General features: G+C 41.5%; 19 protein-coding genes. 14 read left to right on the top strand and 5 right to left on the bottom strand.

What is annotated here, in order from left to right:
• Window positions 1–293 precede the first annotated feature (293 nt).
• Window positions 294–1,448: a hypothetical protein gene (locus ACOVQQ_RS00445; RefSeq protein ID WP_421816469.1), complete on the bottom strand. Its 1,155-nt coding sequence runs from the start codon at window positions 1,446–1,448 to the stop codon at window positions 294–296.
• Between the two features lie 452 nt (window positions 1,449–1,900).
• Here ACOVQQ_RS00445 and ACOVQQ_RS00440 point away from each other — a divergent pair, with 452 nt between their 5' ends.
• Window positions 1,901–2,488 (top strand): hypothetical protein, encoded by a 588-nt coding sequence (locus ACOVQQ_RS00440; RefSeq protein WP_421816468.1) that lies wholly within the window; start codon window positions 1,901–1,903, stop codon window positions 2,486–2,488.
• Here ACOVQQ_RS00440 and ACOVQQ_RS00435 read toward each other — a convergent pair.
• Window positions 2,475–3,692 carry an MDR family MFS transporter gene (locus tag ACOVQQ_RS00435; protein WP_421816467.1) on the bottom strand — a complete coding sequence of 406 codons (1,218 nt, stop codon included), beginning with the start codon at window positions 3,690–3,692 and terminating at the stop codon, window positions 2,475–2,477. The two genes, ACOVQQ_RS00440 and ACOVQQ_RS00435, sit on opposite strands and share 14 nt — an antisense overlap.
• Before the next feature lie 65 nt (window positions 3,693–3,757).
• Between ACOVQQ_RS00435 and ACOVQQ_RS00430 the strand changes: the two genes are divergently transcribed.
• Window positions 3,758–4,414 (top strand): TatD family hydrolase, encoded by a 657-nt coding sequence (locus tag ACOVQQ_RS00430; RefSeq protein ID WP_421816466.1) that lies wholly within the window; start codon window positions 3,758–3,760, stop codon window positions 4,412–4,414.
• Window positions 4,414–5,148 carry a tRNA threonylcarbamoyladenosine dehydratase gene (locus ACOVQQ_RS00425; protein ID WP_421816465.1) on the top strand — a complete coding sequence of 245 codons (735 nt, stop codon included), beginning with the start codon at window positions 4,414–4,416 and terminating at the stop codon, window positions 5,146–5,148. Before ACOVQQ_RS00430 ends, ACOVQQ_RS00425 begins: the two co-directional genes overlap by 1 nt.
• Window positions 5,149–5,176: 28 nt before the next feature.
• Here the strand turns inward: ACOVQQ_RS00425 and ACOVQQ_RS00420 are convergent, their stop codons facing one another.
• Window positions 5,177–6,280, bottom strand: a complete 1,104-nt coding sequence (locus ACOVQQ_RS00420; RefSeq protein WP_421816464.1) for a hypothetical protein — start codon at window positions 6,278–6,280, stop codon at window positions 5,177–5,179.
• 269 nt (window positions 6,281–6,549) lie between these two features.
• On the opposite strand from ACOVQQ_RS00420, the gene ACOVQQ_RS00415 reads away from it, so the two are divergent.
• Entirely contained in the window at window positions 6,550–6,933 is a 384-nt protein-coding gene (locus tag ACOVQQ_RS00415) for a nucleoside triphosphate pyrophosphohydrolase family protein (protein WP_298145935.1), read from the top strand.
• Here the strand turns inward: ACOVQQ_RS00415 and ACOVQQ_RS00410 are convergent.
• The gene (locus tag ACOVQQ_RS00410; protein WP_421816463.1) at window positions 6,925–8,001 is read right to left on the bottom strand and encodes a branched-chain amino acid aminotransferase; all 1,077 of its coding nucleotides are present in this window, start codon (window positions 7,999–8,001) and stop codon (window positions 6,925–6,927) included. The two genes, ACOVQQ_RS00415 and ACOVQQ_RS00410, sit on opposite strands and share 9 nt — an antisense overlap.
• A 310-nt stretch (window positions 8,002–8,311) precedes the next feature.
• The gene (locus ACOVQQ_RS00405; protein ID WP_421816462.1) at window positions 8,312–9,184 is read right to left on the bottom strand and encodes an SDR family oxidoreductase; all 873 of its coding nucleotides are present in this window, start codon (window positions 9,182–9,184) and stop codon (window positions 8,312–8,314) included.
• Between the two features lie 100 nt (window positions 9,185–9,284).
• Here ACOVQQ_RS00405 and ACOVQQ_RS00400 point away from each other — a divergent pair, with 100 nt between their 5' ends.
• From ACOVQQ_RS00400 to ACOVQQ_RS00355, 10 genes are all read left to right on the top strand, one after another.
• On the top strand, window positions 9,285–9,623 hold the full coding sequence (locus ACOVQQ_RS00400) for a winged helix-turn-helix transcriptional regulator (RefSeq protein ID WP_421816461.1): 339 nt from the start codon (window positions 9,285–9,287) through the stop codon (window positions 9,621–9,623).
• Window positions 9,624–9,933: 310 nt separating this feature from the next.
• On the top strand, window positions 9,934–10,533 hold the full coding sequence (locus ACOVQQ_RS00395) for a Crp/Fnr family transcriptional regulator (RefSeq protein WP_421816460.1): 600 nt from the start codon (window positions 9,934–9,936) through the stop codon (window positions 10,531–10,533).
• Window positions 10,534–10,654: 121 nt separating this feature from the next.
• Window positions 10,655–11,203 carry a carboxymuconolactone decarboxylase family protein gene (locus ACOVQQ_RS00390; protein WP_421816459.1) on the top strand — a complete coding sequence of 183 codons (549 nt, stop codon included), beginning with the start codon at window positions 10,655–10,657 and terminating at the stop codon, window positions 11,201–11,203.
• 52 nt (window positions 11,204–11,255) lie between these two features.
• The gene (locus ACOVQQ_RS00385; RefSeq protein ID WP_421816458.1) at window positions 11,256–12,275 is read left to right on the top strand and encodes a hypothetical protein; all 1,020 of its coding nucleotides are present in this window, start codon (window positions 11,256–11,258) and stop codon (window positions 12,273–12,275) included.
• Between the two features lie 57 nt (window positions 12,276–12,332).
• The gene (locus ACOVQQ_RS00380) at window positions 12,333–13,097 is read left to right on the top strand and encodes an SDR family oxidoreductase (protein WP_421816457.1); all 765 of its coding nucleotides are present in this window, start codon (window positions 12,333–12,335) and stop codon (window positions 13,095–13,097) included.
• Window positions 13,098–13,360: 263 nt separating this feature from the next.
• Window positions 13,361–13,774: a DM13 domain-containing protein gene (locus ACOVQQ_RS00375; RefSeq protein WP_421816456.1), complete on the top strand. Its 414-nt coding sequence runs from the start codon at window positions 13,361–13,363 to the stop codon at window positions 13,772–13,774.
• 4 nt (window positions 13,775–13,778) lie between these two features.
• On the top strand, window positions 13,779–14,678 hold the full coding sequence (locus tag ACOVQQ_RS00370; RefSeq protein ID WP_421816455.1) for a hypothetical protein: 900 nt from the start codon (window positions 13,779–13,781) through the stop codon (window positions 14,676–14,678).
• 16 nt (window positions 14,679–14,694) lie between these two features.
• Window positions 14,695–15,120 carry a YHS domain-containing (seleno)protein gene (locus tag ACOVQQ_RS00365; RefSeq protein WP_421816454.1) on the top strand — a complete coding sequence of 142 codons (426 nt, stop codon included), beginning with the start codon at window positions 14,695–14,697 and terminating at the stop codon, window positions 15,118–15,120.
• Window positions 15,121–15,343: 223 nt separating this feature from the next.
• A complete protein-coding gene (locus tag ACOVQQ_RS00360; protein ID WP_421816453.1) occupies window positions 15,344–15,913 on the top strand; it encodes a Crp/Fnr family transcriptional regulator in 570 nt (189 codons plus the stop codon).
• Window positions 15,914–16,046: 133 nt separating this feature from the next.
• Window positions 16,047–16,484, top strand: a complete 438-nt coding sequence (locus ACOVQQ_RS00355) for an SRPBCC family protein (RefSeq protein ID WP_421816452.1) — start codon at window positions 16,047–16,049, stop codon at window positions 16,482–16,484.
• The last annotated feature ends 7 nt before the right edge of the window (window positions 16,485–16,491 follow it).

The raw sequence follows: 16,491 nt of genomic DNA, 5'->3' as shown, positions 1-16,491 counted from the left end.
TTAAAATAGTTGATTTTCGCCAATTAGATCTGTAAAAAGGCTCAAGTAAAAAGCCTGTTTTTGTAGCAGAACAAGGCAAAGAAATGTTGACTACCGAGTTACCAAAAAAAATACAAAACCGTGAACGACTGTTTAAATGATCAACTTTAAAAATAGCGAAGCAAAATTTTTTACGGGTCTTAGAACCTCAATTCGCCTGTTCTAAAAAAGATTTTAATGTTGAAGGCACCTATCTATAAAAAATCCGTTGCCGAAATTCGACAACGGATCATCCTAATAATCCAAAAACAAAATTATCCGCGACGATTACCCGAACTGCGTGTTTCCGAACGCGAATTTCCCGAAGAGCCGCTGCGCTCACTTCTACTCGGAGCTGGCGTTACCGAACTACTTCTCGTTGTACTCGTTGCCGAACTAGAACTGCTGCGCGGCGTACGATCTGTCAAGCGGATATCGCTCGTACCTCTTGTTCTATCTGTTGTATTGCGAGTTACCGTGTTTGAATTCGATTGACTGCGAACGGTATTCGAGTTTTCATTTCCACGAACCTGACGATCTACAGTAGTAGAACGTCCCGTACTTTCGCTAGTATTAACCGTTTGCGAGTTGCGAGCTGGTCGAACACCTCCCGTTTGTACCGTCGTTTCGCGATTGCGACCGCCGTTAGTCGACGGATTGCTAACCGTTGTACGAGTACCCGTTTGGTTATTTCTACCGCTAGATCGCGTGGTCGTAACCGAATTTCTTCCGTTGTTTTCGCTGCGACCCACAGTGCGATTCGAGTAAAAACGCTCGTAACCATCGGCGCGTCGACCATTGTATAAAGCTACAGCGCGCGTATTTCTCCGTGTATTAACGTAATTGTACTGGTGATTCACGTTGATAAAAACATTCACGTTATTGCGGTAGGTGTAAATCGGAAACGGACTCCAATACGTGTAGAAACTTGGGTAATAATCCCAGTAAAACGGACTGCAGTACGCACGGTATCGAGGAGCCCAAAAGCTTCTGTAAATCACAGGCGTGTACACAAAAACCGGTTCGTAGATGTAGTTTGGACCGTACATATACACATCGCCAACAAATTGAACTTGAACGTTGTTATTGTTGTCGCGTTGCACATCGATGGTAGCAACATCTTGAAAAACATCGCGATCTAAAACCGCTTGAACCACAATTAAATGCGTGTAATCTTCAACAGTTTCAATAACTCGAAGGTAATCCACACGACCGTCGAAGTTCAAATCTAAGTTGTTAATTCGATTATTTGGATTATTCAAACGGCGTTCAAAATCTTCTAAATTATCCGAATCTGCAAAAATACTTGCTACAGCTCTCAAATCGAGGTTGTCGCCAATGCGGCTGTCCGTAGCGCTAACCGTGGTAACATCTTGAGCAAATACAGGCAACAAGAGTCCGGTACATAAAAGGGTTAGAAAAGTTTTCATAATCTCAAAGTTTGATATGTATCAGATAGGCAATATCTGTGCCATAATTTTTTGGGCGTTCGGGCGGGCTATCCGCGTTAATAACTGCTAAACCACTTGCGTTTTGTGGTTGGGTTTGGGCTTCTGATGTCGCCCGCACCGGCACACAAAACGTCGGCGTGCTTTGGCAATTATTGCTGCTGCTATCCCTAACGCGGGCAATCGTTCCAAAAATTCGCTACTTTTTTATAACTGCATTTCCATGGCTGATCGTTTCGAAAAAAGAACCCGGATGTCTCTAAAGCACTTTTTATTCTTTCGGGAGCGTATTTCATTATTGGTTACGGCCTTTGCGAAAGATACATGTTTTAAGTTTTCGTAAACTTCTGCGTAAAGCGTCGGTTTTACAATGAAGAAATATTTTGCTGTGTAGCGTATGCAAATCTTTGCTATTTTAGAACAAAATTTTATTTATGAAAAATATTTGGTGGCTTTCCGTTTTGGTTTTATTGGTTTCTGCAACAGCGTATGCGCAAAAGAAAAAACCGGCGGCAAAACCTAAAACAGAAGCGAAAACCATCAGTGCTAAGTTTGAAAATTGTACGGCCGAACTTCAAAAAAATCAATTGTTTTTCTTCCAACAAAATCCAACAGGAAAGCGCGATACCATTCTGATAAAAACTTTTGATGCCAAGCTCAAACCCGAAAATCTAAAAATTAGTGCGTTTACAGCTGCAAAAGTAAAATTACACGTACTTACTTGGGACGAAATCACCAAAACCGAAACGCCACTTAAGAAAGAAACCAATACAACCAATCAAACCGCCATTGTCGATTTCATCAGTAAAAAAATTGTCTTTACAAACTTCAATACAGTAATCAACAGCAGTGAAATAATTTATCTAGATGCTGCCAAAACAGCTTCCGAAACGCGCGATAAAATTCAACGTGCAGGTCAAGAGTGCCTTGTTAATCCCGACGGAACACTCACTCTAAAAACCAAAGCCAAGCAATCGCAATTGAAATACGACGCTGCGGCTTTCAAGTTTATCGCGAAGTAACGTCCGATTTCATGTAGCGCATCAAATAAAGGGTTACCGCCAAAGATGCGACACCAATCACCGTCATGAAAATCCAATTGCTCGAATAACCATAGGCATCAACCACAGATAATCCGCCTTTGGAACTACAAATGTGGGCCAAACTAAAGCTCATCGTAAAAAATCCCATGTACTTGCCTTGCTCGTGCTTCGGACTTATCGACAAGGCAAACGTATTCGAAAACGGAAATATGAACATTTCTCCAAAAGTCATAAATAACATGCTTATGATCAGAATGTTACTGTTCCAGCCTGGAATTAGCACTAAAAACGAGCTGCTCATAAGCAACGATCCAACGGCCATCAGTTTCAGCATCGATGTTTTTCGTTTTTCGAAGTAGCTCACCACGGGCATTTCCATAAAAAAGATAATCAGTCCGTTCATGGTCATAAGCAAACCGGTCTGAAATTCAGTTAAACCGTACTTATCGTGATGATACAAAGGCAAAGTGCTAAATAACTGGAAAAAGAGAACGGCAGTTCCAAAACTCGCCAACAAAAACCACAAAAATTTAGCCTGAGGAATGCTGCGTTTAATGTGTGCATGCGTATCGTTAGCGGGCACTATTTCATGTTTAGGTTTCGGAATAAAATACAAAAAGAGCAAAACTGCACTTAAACAAGTTAGTCCGTCAACCCAGAAAATACTTTCATAACCCAAATTCATAATAAGCAACCCGCCAATAGCTGGTCCGGCTGCAAATCCTAAATTCACGGCAAGTCGAACTAAAGTAAACGATCGTGCGCGCGTATCGGGTGTGGCAAGCGTACCCAAGGAAACAAACATGGCAGGCCGAAACATATCGGCAACCGTAAGCAAAATAAATATACCTATGGCTAGCGCATAAAAGCTAGTAATAAACTGCAAGGCAATGAATAAGATACTACTTCCAAATAAGCTGAATGTCATGATGTTGTAAAATCCAACTTTATCAGATAGTTTACCTCCCAGGAACGATCCCAACATCGAACCTAAGCCAAAGGCGGTCATTAGCCAGCCAACTTGCGAAAAGCTAAAGTGTAAATCCTCTTTTAAATATTTGGATAGGAACGGGAGCACCATAGTTCCGGCCCGGTTAACAAAGGTAATTCCGGCCAAAATCCACACCTCCCGTTTAAAACCCTTGTAGGTATTTATATATTTTTGCGCTTGCCGTTTTAGCATGCTGCAAAAGTACAATTCCCAAGCGTATTGCGCGGTATTTCTCGATTCTATCTTACCTTTATGTAATGAATTATTTCTACAATATCCACAGACATAACGCGGATTTACTTTCGAATGAAATTGCCGTGGTAAACAACTATCCCAAAGATCCGATACCACAAACGGGATTCTTTAGCTGCGGTATTCATCCGTGGTATATTGAAGAACAGAGCCTTACATCCGATCTGCAAGCTATAGAACTGGCTTTGAAAAATCCGAGTTGTGTAGCGCTCGGCGAGTGTGGACTAGATAATCGTGTGGAAACCGAACTTGCCAAGCAACAACCCATTTTTGAAGCGCAACTCGAATTGGCAAAGCAGTATCAAATGCCGGTTATTGTGCATTGTGTTGGCGCTTACGCAGAAGTTTTGTCGGCCAAAAAACGTTTGCAATTCAAACAAGCTCTTGTTTTTCATGGATTTTCGAAGAATCTGGCCTTGGCACAGCAGTTGCAAAATGCCGATTGCTACGTAAGTTTTGGAAAATATTTAATGACGCAAGAACATTTGCCTGCTATTTTAAAGGAACTAAATTTGCAGCGCATTTTCTTGGAAACCGATTCGTCTGATTACCTAATTTCTGAAGTGTATGCGAAAGCTGCAACCGCTTTACAATTAGAACTAATCGCGTTACAAGAATTGATTCAAAACAACTTTCAAACCGTATTTAAACAAGAAAAGTAGTGGAAAAGTGGCAAGAACGAACCGCATTATTGTTCAAAGAAAAAGGATTAGAAGCATTAAAAAACAGTAATGTTTTAGTTGTAGGATTGGGTGGCGTCGGATCGTTTGCAGCCGAATTTATCGCACGTGCAGGTGTCGGAAAAATGACGATAGTAGACGGCGATGTGGTAGACATCACAAACATAAACAGACAATTACCTGCCTTACATTCAACTGTAGGTTTAGATAAAGTTCATGTTGTTGGCGATCGGTTAATGGACATCAATCCACAACTCGAGTTGACGCGAGTTAAAGAATTTCTCAGTCCGGAACGTGCCTTCGAACTTGTGGATCCGCAATTTGATTTTGTACTCGATTGCATCGATTCGGTAACGCCTAAACTAAATCTGATAAAAGCAGCGAAACGTAAAAAAGTGAAGCTCATTAGCAGTATGGGAGCAGGAGGGAAGATGGAAGCAGCAAAAGTTAAGGTAGCCGACATTAGTCAAACTAAAAACTGCTTTTTCGCGAAAGTAATCAAAAAGCGCCTCCGTGAAATGAAAATCGATAAAGGAATTAAAGTTGTTTTTTCTTCAGAAATTCAAGATGCAAGCAGTCTAAAAACAACCGACGGAAGTAATTTTAAGAAATCGTTCTACGGAACAAACAGCTATATGCCTGGCTTGTTTGGTTTATACGCCGCCGAATATGTAATCCGAAAATTGTTGGAAAAGGCTGAACCGACCGAGCTGTAATTCCCGATTGTAAAAGGTCTAAGCTTTATTAGTTCTCGGTAGCTTGTCGTTCCTCTTCAGCGCGTAGTTGTTCTTGTGTTAAAGTCGGTGCGGCTGCCGCAGCCGCAGGACGCTGCGCTACACTTCCTTGAATGGGCATGTATAAAAACGTTACCCATTTGCTTGGTCGTTTTTGTTCGAAGCTGTTCTGCTGGAAAATTTCCAAGATTTCAATGCCGCCACGCTCCGTCAGGAACTTTTCTTTCATTGCAGTACGCGCTTTTCGAATAGCAGCGGTTCGGTGCGAATAATCGCCGGTTAACATAACAGGCAATGCGCGATACGGTACAAAACTACCTGAAAAAATATCGCTTTCTGGCGATAAAAATACTTCTTCGGGTGTGGGTATAGCAATCGTTAATTCTACTACTGCAGCGTTGGGAGCCGATTTGTAAATGGCCATAGGTTGTCCGGCTTTTCGTAATTGATTCTTCACAAAAAACTCTTGTAAAAACGGAATCCAACGCAGTAATTCCGGATTTAAATCGCCTTGTTTACAACGAATTTTCTTTCCTACAAAAAACAGTGGTTTTAAACTTACCGCTGGAAGTACCTCGGTCTTGTAAACACCCAATTCAGCTTTTAAAAATTTGCTTAATTGCTCAAGCGAAACGAGCAATTGGTTGTTTACCAAGGCTTTCGAACCGCCGCTAAATGTAGCATCGAATTTATCGCTAAAAGTTAACGACCCCGTGCGCTTACAAATAATCTTGGTTTTTCCCAAAGTATCGCGTAGGGTGAAACTACCTAAAGTAATTTCGCCGTTTTGACTAATCTTAAAATTAATCTCCTGATTTTTAACTAAATCTGTTGTTTGAATCCAGCCGTTTTTGTTTCCAGAAAAAGTCATATAACCTAATTTGCCAACGGTATTTCCAGGAAAACTAAGTTTAGTTTGCGCATCGCCTTCCGAAATAAAATTCCAACTTTCCCAATTCCGATAATTGTTTAAATAGTTGAATAAAGTTACGCGATTAACCGGAATTACCATTTCCGCTTTAGCTTGATAATTAGCAGGTTGCGTAGCAATAAACACCGTTAAACCAATGGTAACCAGAATGAATAGCAGGAATATGTACTTGAGGATCCGCATGCGTTATTTTAATGCTTCATATAAAATTTAAATAGAAACAAAATAGCAATGAACGCAAAAAAGCCCAGTAATATCTTGTAGTTTCCGCGGTAGTACATCTTGTGTAAGGCCAAATCCTTTCGATACATTACTACCATAACGATTGTAAAGCAAACAACAAATAAAGCGGCAAAAATTAGCTGACCCGTTGTGAACATTATTTATAATTTTTCAACAAAAATAGCCAAAAGTCGGTTGCAGCCATTAATATTGCTTCATAAATCCATGTTATGAAAGAACAAATTAAAGCCGTTCAAGAATTTCACACAGCCTATCGTTTGGGTTATGCGCAAAAACCAACCGTCGAACTCTCTCCGGAAAAGATAAAATTGCGTTTCGAGTTGCTTAAAGAAGAAAACGAAGAATACCTTGAAGCAGCCGAAAAAGGCGATTTAGTGGAAGTTGCCGACGCCCTCGGCGATTTGCTTTACATCCTCTGCGGAACCATCATTGAACACGGTTTGCAAGATAAAATCGAAGACGTTTTCCGCGAAATTCAACGCAGTAACATGAGTAAACTAGACGAAAACGGCCAACCAATTTACCGCGAAGACGGAAAAGTGCTTAAAGGACCCAACTATTTCAAACCGGATATCGCTAAAATTCTAGGTTAGCGGCACCTCGACCGTCCAATTGTACGGATCTTCAGCATTTTTGTACTGAATATCGATGATTTGCGATTTGAGTTTTAAAGCAAACGAATCAGCTTGTTCCGGCAATTCATAGTAGTCGTCGCGGTAACCAAATCCAACAATCGGATTGATAACTGCAGCAGTTCCGGCACCAAAAATCTCTTTCAATTCGCCCGTTTTTGCAGCAGCGATAATTTCGGCTACAGCTACTGGACGAACTTCGATATCCATCCCGTTGTCGGTTGCTAATTGAATAATACTTTTTCGGGTAACACCATCTAAAATGCGCTCGGTTGCTGGTGCCGTAAGCAAAGTATCGTTAACGCGGAAAAACACATTCATCGTTCCCGATTCTTCCATAAAACCGTGCGTGGCGTCGTCTGTCCAAATAATTTGTTGATAGCCTTTTTCGTTGGCTAACTTGGTCGGATAAAATTGCGCACCGTAATTTGCCGCCGCTTTTGCCGCGCCAATTCCGCCGTTTGCTGCACGACTGTAATATTCACTCACGATAACTTTCACCGAACCCGAATAATAAGAGCGGGCAGGAGAAAGCAAAATCATAAAACGGTATTGACTACTCGGCGCAGCAATAACGCCCGAACCAATGGCAATCATAAACGGACGTATATACAGCGAATTCCCAACGCCGCCTTTCGCCCACTGCTGATCTATTTTTAGCAGTTCTTTTAATCCATCGAGAAAGATTTCGCGAGGAACTTCAGGCATGGCCATTCGAATAGCCGACTTATTAAAACGCTCGTAATTCTGATCGGGTCGAAACAACCACAACTTATCATGGGTATCGCGATACGCCTTCAAACCTTCAAAAATAGCTTGCCCGTAATGAAAAACTTTAGCCGAAGGATCTATCAAAAAAGGTTCGTACGGTTTAATGATCGGTTTTTCCCAACTTCCATTTCTGAAATCGCACTGTAACATGTGATCGGAGAACGTTGAACCGAAAGTAATTGACTCAAAATCAACTTGATTGATTTTTGAAGTTGGTGCTAAAGTAACTTCAATATCGATAGGTGCGTTTTCGCTCATAGAAATAAAATTGCTCTGAAATTGTCTCAAAGCTCTAGTGCTAAATTAACAATTATTTGTACTGTTGGCGCAGCCGCTAGAATAATTCATAAAAATGAAACTTTTTAACGGATGAATAGGCGCTCAATCGGCAAGATTTTGCGGCTTTCTCAACAACATACACAGAATTTCGGTAAAACTCTATTTCATGCGCGGAAAGCAATTCTGCATTTTTAGCAGCACTTTTCGATTTTCACTGCTTTTTGGATACAAAAAAAATCGGCAGTGAGCTAGGTAAATCACTGCCGATTCTGTTCGCATTTTTGTGCAGTTAGCTTGCGTAAACCTGACGTACAAAATCGAGCATCGAAACCGGTTTTCTTCCCAGAATATTCGAAAGGTCGTTACTTACAGTATCCAGCTGTCCTTGCGCTTGTGCATCAGCAAAGGCGGCAAAAATCGATACAACTTCTGCCGGAACTCCGTAGCTGCTTAACGTAGTTTGGTATTCTTCAACAGTTGGCGATACGAAGTTGATACTTTTACCCGACAACTGCGATAGCTCCGCGGCGATTTCTTCATAGCTTACCGCCGTATCGTTAGAAAAATTGAACTCCTTAGCGGTATGCGCATCCGATTTCAAAAGAACCGCCGCCGCTTCAGCCATGTCCGAACGCAGCACAGCACTCAATTTTCCTGTTCCTGCCGATACATAAATAACGCCAGTTTCCAATACTTTTTCACCAATAAAGCCCGGAACAAAATCAAGGTATAAGTTGTTCTTTAAAATAGTGTAGTTCAAACCGCTGGCTTTTATCCAGTTTTCTGTAGCCAAATGCGATTCGGCAACTTGCCATAAAGGCGAGTTTTCGCTGTCGTTTTTTCGTTGAAAACTGGTGTAAATAACGTGGTCAATTCCAATTTCTGCGGCAGCTTCAACCACATTTTTATGTTGCTGCAAGCGGTTCGCCAAATCGCTACTCGAAACAAAAAGCAGTTTAGTTACGCCTTGAAATGCAAGCAGCAAAGAACCTTTATCGTTGTAATCGGCTACACGAACGCCAATTCCGCGCTCTTGAAACGAATTGCCAGCAGCCTCTGTACGTACTAAAGCCAAAATTTCGCTGGGTTGAACGCCTTTTTGAAGTAAAAAATCGATAGTTAACTTTCCAAATTGTCCGGTTGCACCTGTAATTAAAATCATAATTTATCTATATTTGTTCTTTTGTTACGCAAAGTAACTAATTATAGTTATTAATTGTAACAAGTAACCTTTAGGTAACTAGTAAAAAAGTAGTAACGTTATGGTAACTAAAGAGCGCGTCGATCAAGATTTTCGCTGTCCGGTAACGGCTTTGTTGGAACTTATTGGCGGAAAATGGAAGCCGTTGATTTTGTTTTGTCTGCGCGACGAAACACGCCGTTTTGGTGAACTTTCGGCTCGAATGCCCAGTATTTCACGCAAGGTACTTACCGAGCAACTCAAGCAGTTGGAGTCCGATGGTTTGGTAATTCGCATGCAATTCAACGAAATTCCGCCGCGTGTCGAGTATTCGTTAACCGATCTTGGCAGGAGTTTAGCGCCCGTTTTACAAGCAATGGAACGCTGGGGCAGCACCCATTTGTCGAATCCAAAACATTAGCAAATCTATTTTGTTAGCTTTTGGGCACATCCTGCCGCGAAAATAGGGTGGACGTGCTTGTGCGCGGCAGGTCGCGTTTTCCACTACAAGGCGCAACACCATACGGCGTTTCAGCTTTGGTTTTGGCACAGCTTCTTTCAGTCGCTGCACCAAAACCAGCTTCAATCGCCGTTTCGCGTCACGGCTTTCCGTTGCAACCCCTTGTGCGAAATAAAGTGCTCGATAATTGGTACTTTTTTTATAAATGCTGCGTTTTCAAAATTTTTAAAATTAGAATTATTGCCTTATTTTTCGGCTTCGATACCGAATTATGATGGAAACACACGCTGCTTTATTGGCGCACTTGCGCGGGAAAATCGACTTTAGCGAGTCGGAGCTAATCGATTTCGCATCGTTTTTTAAGCGCACGACTATTAAAAAGCGGCAATTTATTATACAGCCGGACTTCACCGCAAAATACCGAAATTACGTTGTTCAAGGAGCTTTTAGAGCGTATGTAGTTGGCGACTTTGGCGAAGAGCACACCATACAATTTGCCGTGGAAGATTGGTGGATCTCGGATTACAACAGCTACATATTTCAGCAACCCGCATCAATGTTTGTTGTGGCTTTAGAAGATAGTGTTGTTTTGCAAATCGATTACGAGTCGGAACAAATGCTTAAAGCAAAGCACCACAAATACGAGACGTTTTTTAGAATTATGGCCGAACGTTCGTTTGCTGGTTTACAGCGTCGTTTGATTAGTAATTTAACCAAAACGGCCGAAGAACGTTTCACCGAATTTGAGACAAAATACCCAAATATTGCCCATCGGGTACCGCAATATGCGCTGGCATCTTTCCTGGGAATGACTACCCAATACTTATCGAAGCTAAGAAACACGCGGGTTCAGTCCAAAAAGTTAATCTAGTTTACTTTTTTTTCTTCATTTAGTTTCACTTCATTTCCTCAACTAGTTGATTGTGTTCGGCTGCCTTCTTGGCGCAACTTTGTCTTGTCAATATCGACATAAAATTTTTAAACAAAGTATTATGAACACAACAGCAAAAAGAACATTTTCAGTTCCACAACGTGAAGAAGTATCGGTAGTTAATCAAGGCATTTTTGATAATCTGCACAAAATGATTGGCTTTGTACCCAATTTGTATGCTTTTTATGCACACAACGACACCGCATTATCAGATTATCTCGCATTACAAAATCGCAAAAGCACCCTTTCGGGGAAACAACGTGAAGTAATAAATTTGGTTACGAGTCAGATTAACGGTTGCCGTTATTGCCAATCGGCGCACAGCGTATTCGGGAAATATGCCGGTTTGAGCGAAGAGCAAATTTTGGAAGTGCGTGGCGGCACTGCATCGTTTGATCCAAAGCTAGATGCTTTAGCTCGTTTTACCGCTGAAGTGGTTAGCAACAGAGGTAAAGTTAGCGAAGAAGCTAAAGAACTTTTCTTTCAAGCTGGTTATAGTGTTGCGAATTTAATTGATGTCGTAATCGTTGTAGGCGATAAAATCATCAGCAACTACTTGCACAATTTGACAGGAATTGAAATCGACTGGCCATTGGCAGATCAGCTTTAATCAGCAGTCGCGAATCTAAAAAAATCTAAAAAATCTAAAAATCCAAGAAATCATGAAAACTCAAAATTTTATAGCAGTAATTTTATTTGCAGTAGCCTCGATTACAGCAGTGGCGCAACAAAACAAAGCCGTGAGCACAATATCGTTAAAAGGAGATAAATTATTTCCGGAAGGAATACACACCTTACCCAATGGCGACTTACTCGTAGGCGGATTTGGCGACGGTTCGATACAGCGAATTGACAATAAAGATCAGATTTCTTATTTCAGCGCGCCTGGACAAAACGGATTAGTAATAGCCGTGGGTATGGCCGTTGACGAGAAAAACAACCGTCTTTGGGTAGCGAATTTTAACTTTAAGACCGCCAGCGGAAACCCGGGTAGCAATTTTAAAGTCTTTGATTTAAAAAGTGGAAAATTGCTGAAAACGATCCCCGAGAACTTTATTGACGGCGCTTTCTTTAATGAAGTAACCTTAGATCCTGCGGGAAATGCGTACGTGTCGGATACCTTCGGACCCAATATTTGGAAGACTTCCTTTGCAGCCAGCAAACCCGAAGTGTTTGTTAGCGATCCGTTGTTAAAAAATCCGGCGTCAGACCAACCTTTTGGATTAAACGGACTTACCATTACTCCAGACTCGAAGTATTTGATTGCTTCGGTAATGAACCGAACAATAAAAGGTGGAGGTACTTTAGTGCGTATTGATTTGAAATCGAAAAAAATAACTCCTATTAAACTGAGCGACAATACAGCAAAATTAGGTTTTTCGGGTTCCGATGGTATGTTTTTTCACAAAGGAAAATTACTCATGGTGAACGTTTACTCGCAAGCAGGCGCTATATTTTCGGCTGCATTTAATGCCGATTACAGTGAAGCAACTTTGAAAATTCACGATGCTTTTCAAAAATCGTACGATCGACCTACGGCTTCTGCTATTCGAAACGGAAAACTATATACTGTTAACAGTCAGCTGAACCACATCATTGACGATAAAGACGGACAGTTAAACACACCTCCATCATTGCCTTTTCAAATTGTGGGAGTGCCGCTAAACGAAGTTTTGAAATAAAAAGTAAATACGTGTGCAACTGTTTTGGTTGCACACGTTTTTTTAAAGTTAAGAGATATGGAAACATTTCGATTAGCCAATCGAGTTGCAGTGGTAACCGGTGGCACCAAAGGAATAGGTTTTGCCGTAGTTGAGTTATTCTTAAAATTGGGCGCCACAGTTTTATTCACAGGCAGATCGGAAACTGAAGTGGCGTCGTTGGAGCAAAACTGGCGCAAGCAATACAAAAATGTGTACGGATTTGTAGCAGAAGAAACCGACATACAAACCTTAACGAGTTTACAACAGTTTAGCCGAGATACTTTTGGAAGAGTAGACATTTTAGTGAACAACGCAGGAACGAATTTGCGAAAGGCGACAACCGCGTATACCACACAAGAGTTAGATGTATTGCTGAGCGTTAATTTGAAAGCGCCTTTTTTGGTAAGTCAGTTTTTTTACTCGTTGCTACAACAGTCGGCGGCAGCGGCAATTATAAACATTGGTTCGGTTGCGGGGCAATTTGATGTACGAACAGGATCGCCATACGGAATGGCAAAAGGAGGTTTGTTACAGTTGTCGCGAAATTTAGCGGTAGAGTGGGCGAGTGCGGGCATTCGGGTTAACAGCGTTTCGCCTTGGTTTACCGAAACGCCGCTAACGGCCGGTTTGTTAGCCGACTCGGAAAAATCGAAAGCCGTTTTAGCACGTACGCCCTTGCGCCGCGTTGCACAACCTGCCGAAATTGCTGCTGCTGTGGCGTTTTTTGCGATGTCGGAAGCATCGTTTATTACGGGACAGAATTTAGTGATCGACGGGGGGATGTCGGCCAACGCACTTTAAAAACAACTCATTTTTTTTGGTAACGATTTTCCAGCCCCGATGGCAGTGAAAAGCCCGGAAATGCGAAAACTTTGCTGGCGTTGCGTGGCAGCGGCGACCGGCAGGAAGCCAATGCCGAGCGTACGACAGCCGTTTTGGCATTGAGGACTTGCAACGAACAGCGGGAATTGCTGGCCAAAAGAACAAATCGATGGTAAATGTAAGCTAGCCGACATTTTAGCTTGGGGCGCTGCAGTAGTTTTGACCTTAATAAACTTAGTATCATGAGAACATTAGTGCTGATTGTTTGTAGTTTTTTACTTTTTGGCTGTTCGGAAGAAGGCTTTCTGACTTCGGGACGACTTGCCGAAAACATAGCGCCCGACGCTAGTTTGCAGTATTCGGGAAATTTTGTTCCAACCGCCGGAATAAGCGTTGCAGGAGCTGCACAAATTTACTTTTCGGAAGGCAGTTACAAAGTGCAATTAACGGGATTTTCGATTTCTAACGGCCCAGATTTGAAGGTGTATTTATCGAAATCGGATGTGCCGAACAACTTTGTGAATTTAGGCAATCTGAGCTCGCAAACGGTTTACGAAATACCTAATTCGGTTGCGGTTGCCGACTACGGTTACGTACTTATTCATTGCCAACAATACAACCATTTATTTGCTGTAGCGGCATTAACACAAAACTAAGACTATGAAAAAGTTAGTGCTTGTTGCCTTTTTGTTTTTTGGGAGTAAAACGCTGTTTGCGCAAGGTTGTAGCGATGCGGGAATTTGCTCGATAGATAAAGGATTTGACCGAGAAACCGACTCGGTGCGCCAGGTGATAGAAACGGCGGTGGTGTACAGTTTGGGAGAAGCCGATGTGAAATACGTTTCGCCGTACGTGGCTTACACGAAGCATTTTTCATCGAAGTTTTCGTTTACGGCACGCGTTACGTATTCGACAGCTACCGGAAGTTTTGGAACACGTTCGCAATTTGGCGATGCTTTTTTGATTGGAAACTACCGTTTTAAGCCAACAAAGCAAAAGCAATGGAGTGCGATGCTTGGATTTAAATTTCCGTTTACGGCTTCGAACTTGAAAATTAACGGCTATTCGTTGCCTTTAGATTATCAATCGAGTTTGGGAACCATAGATGTTTTGGCCGGAACAGCTTTAAAAACAGGCAATTTCGATTGGCAAGTGGCTGTACAAATACCGGTGGTGAATTTGAATCGCAATTCGTATTTCAGCGAATACAGTGGCACGAACGATTTTCCGTCGACTAATTTATTTGAGCGTAAACCCGACGCACTTTTTAGAGCTACTTACAGCTGGCAACTGCCTTCGCGAAAACTAACTTTACGACCTAATGTGCTGTTTATTTATCACTTAGGAGAAGATACGTATGAAAATATTTTCAGTAAGCGCGAGTCGATTGCCGGTTCGGATGGTTTAACCGTGAATCTGAATGCTGTAGCCAATTATAGACTTACGCGCAACCAACAATTTGAAGTTTCGGTGGCGGCTCCAGTTGTTGTTCGAGAGGTTCGCCCCGACGGATTAACGCGGAGTTTTGTACTGGGCGTTAGTTATCAAGTTTCATTTTAATTTTTTACACACAACCATGAGAAAGCTAATTTTTAAATTGATGCTGTTATATGCATCGTTTTTGCAGGCGCAAACCAATCAGAAGAACGGTGTTGCTATTGAAGGTCACGATCCGGTGGCGTATTTTACAATGAACAAGGCGGTAAGAGGAAGCAAGCAGTTGCAAGCCAAATTTGACGACGCTACATACTATTTTGCAACGCTTGATAACAAGAAGCTGTTTGAAGAAAATCCGCGTAAGTACATTCCGCAATACGGTGGTTATTGTGCTTATGGGATGTCGAATGGCTACAAAGCACCTATTGAGCCGGAAGCGTTTACGATTGTTGATGGCAAGTTGTATTTGAACTATAATTTAGAAGTGCGAACGGAGTGGCAAAAGGAACGCGACGAGCGCATAAAACGCGCCGACGCCAACTGGAACAAGATGCACAAAAAGTGATGAGTTGATTTTAGAATGGAGAAGGAGTGAATGGTGTTGGATTAGATTAAATTCGTTCGATGTTTGGTTGGGGATTACCGATTGCGGTAGTCCCTTTTTTTTGCGTTAGTTTTGAGAATAGTTGAAAAGGCATTACGGCTGCGTGCTGTAGTTAAGGTATTAAATTTTTAACGATTTAGCGGACAGCAATTTCAAGTATATTTACGAGAATTAAGTTTTGCTGGTGACACAATTAGAAAAGTACATATCATCCTATTTTAGCGTAACGCTTGAGGATGTTTCGAAGATTAGCTCCTTTTTTAAGCTGATAACTCTTAAGAAAGGTGATTATTTTTTACGCAGTGGTAGGTATTCAGATCGTTTGGGATTTGTACAATCGGGAATTCTACGCGAGTTTGTATTGGTTGAAGAGGTAGAAGTAACGAAATGGATTTCTACAGCAGGCTATTTTGCGGTTGATTTATCGAGTTTTGTATTTCGACAGCCGGCTCGGTGGAACATTCAAGCACTAACAGATTGTGAATTGTACGTGATAGAAATCGGAGAATATTCGCAACTGGAACAAGTAGTTCCCAATTGGCCAACACTCGAAAAGCAGTTTATAGCCAAGTGTTTTTCGGTCTTAGAAGATCGAATTGTACAGCATTTGTCGTTGAGTGCCGAGGAGCGTTATCAAATGCTTTACGCGTGGAACAAAGAGCTTTTTAACCACGTTCCGTTACAATATTTAGCATCGATGTTGGGTATGCGCCCGGAAACCTTGAGTAGGTTGCGAAGAAAATCGATCATGTGAACTTCTTGATATTTGTCAAGAGACTGCGTTTGCTTTGTGCTGAACTTTGCTTTGTTGAATAAGAACAACAAAAAGCAATAGTTTAATCGTTTCTGCTTCAGATTTTTAGAAGTTGAAACTAAAGTAAAAAATTATGAAAACCATAAACAGTAAAGCAGCAGTAGTTTGTAGTAAAACAATTGGCATTCAAGCCGATGCTAAAACGGTTTGGAAAGTACTTACCGACATTGATCAGTGGCCGACATGGCAAACAGATATTGTTAAAGCCAATTTGAAAAACGAATTTCGCGAAGGTGCAGTATTTATTTGGAAAACGGGTGGAGTAACCATAGAATCGACGATTCACACGGTGGTTCAAGAACGATATTTTGGTTGGACAGGGAAGACATTCGGTTTGTTTGCCATCCATAACTGGACTTTAGAGGAACAAGATGGAATAACCCAAGTTCGTGTGGATGAAAGTATGGAAGGATTTCTGGCAGTATTGTTTAAACGATCATTCAATCGTAATTTAGAGAAGGGAATGCAACATTGGTTAAATTTGTTAAAAGAGCAGTGTGAGCGGTTGTAAAAGGTTG

The sequence above is a fragment of the Flavobacterium sp. genome, from assembly GCF_049240005.1.
GTDB lineage: Bacteria > Bacteroidota > Bacteroidia > Flavobacteriales > Flavobacteriaceae > Flavobacterium.
The sequence above is the reverse complement of the archived record's forward strand: the minus strand, read 5'-3'. Positions and strand labels throughout refer to the sequence as shown.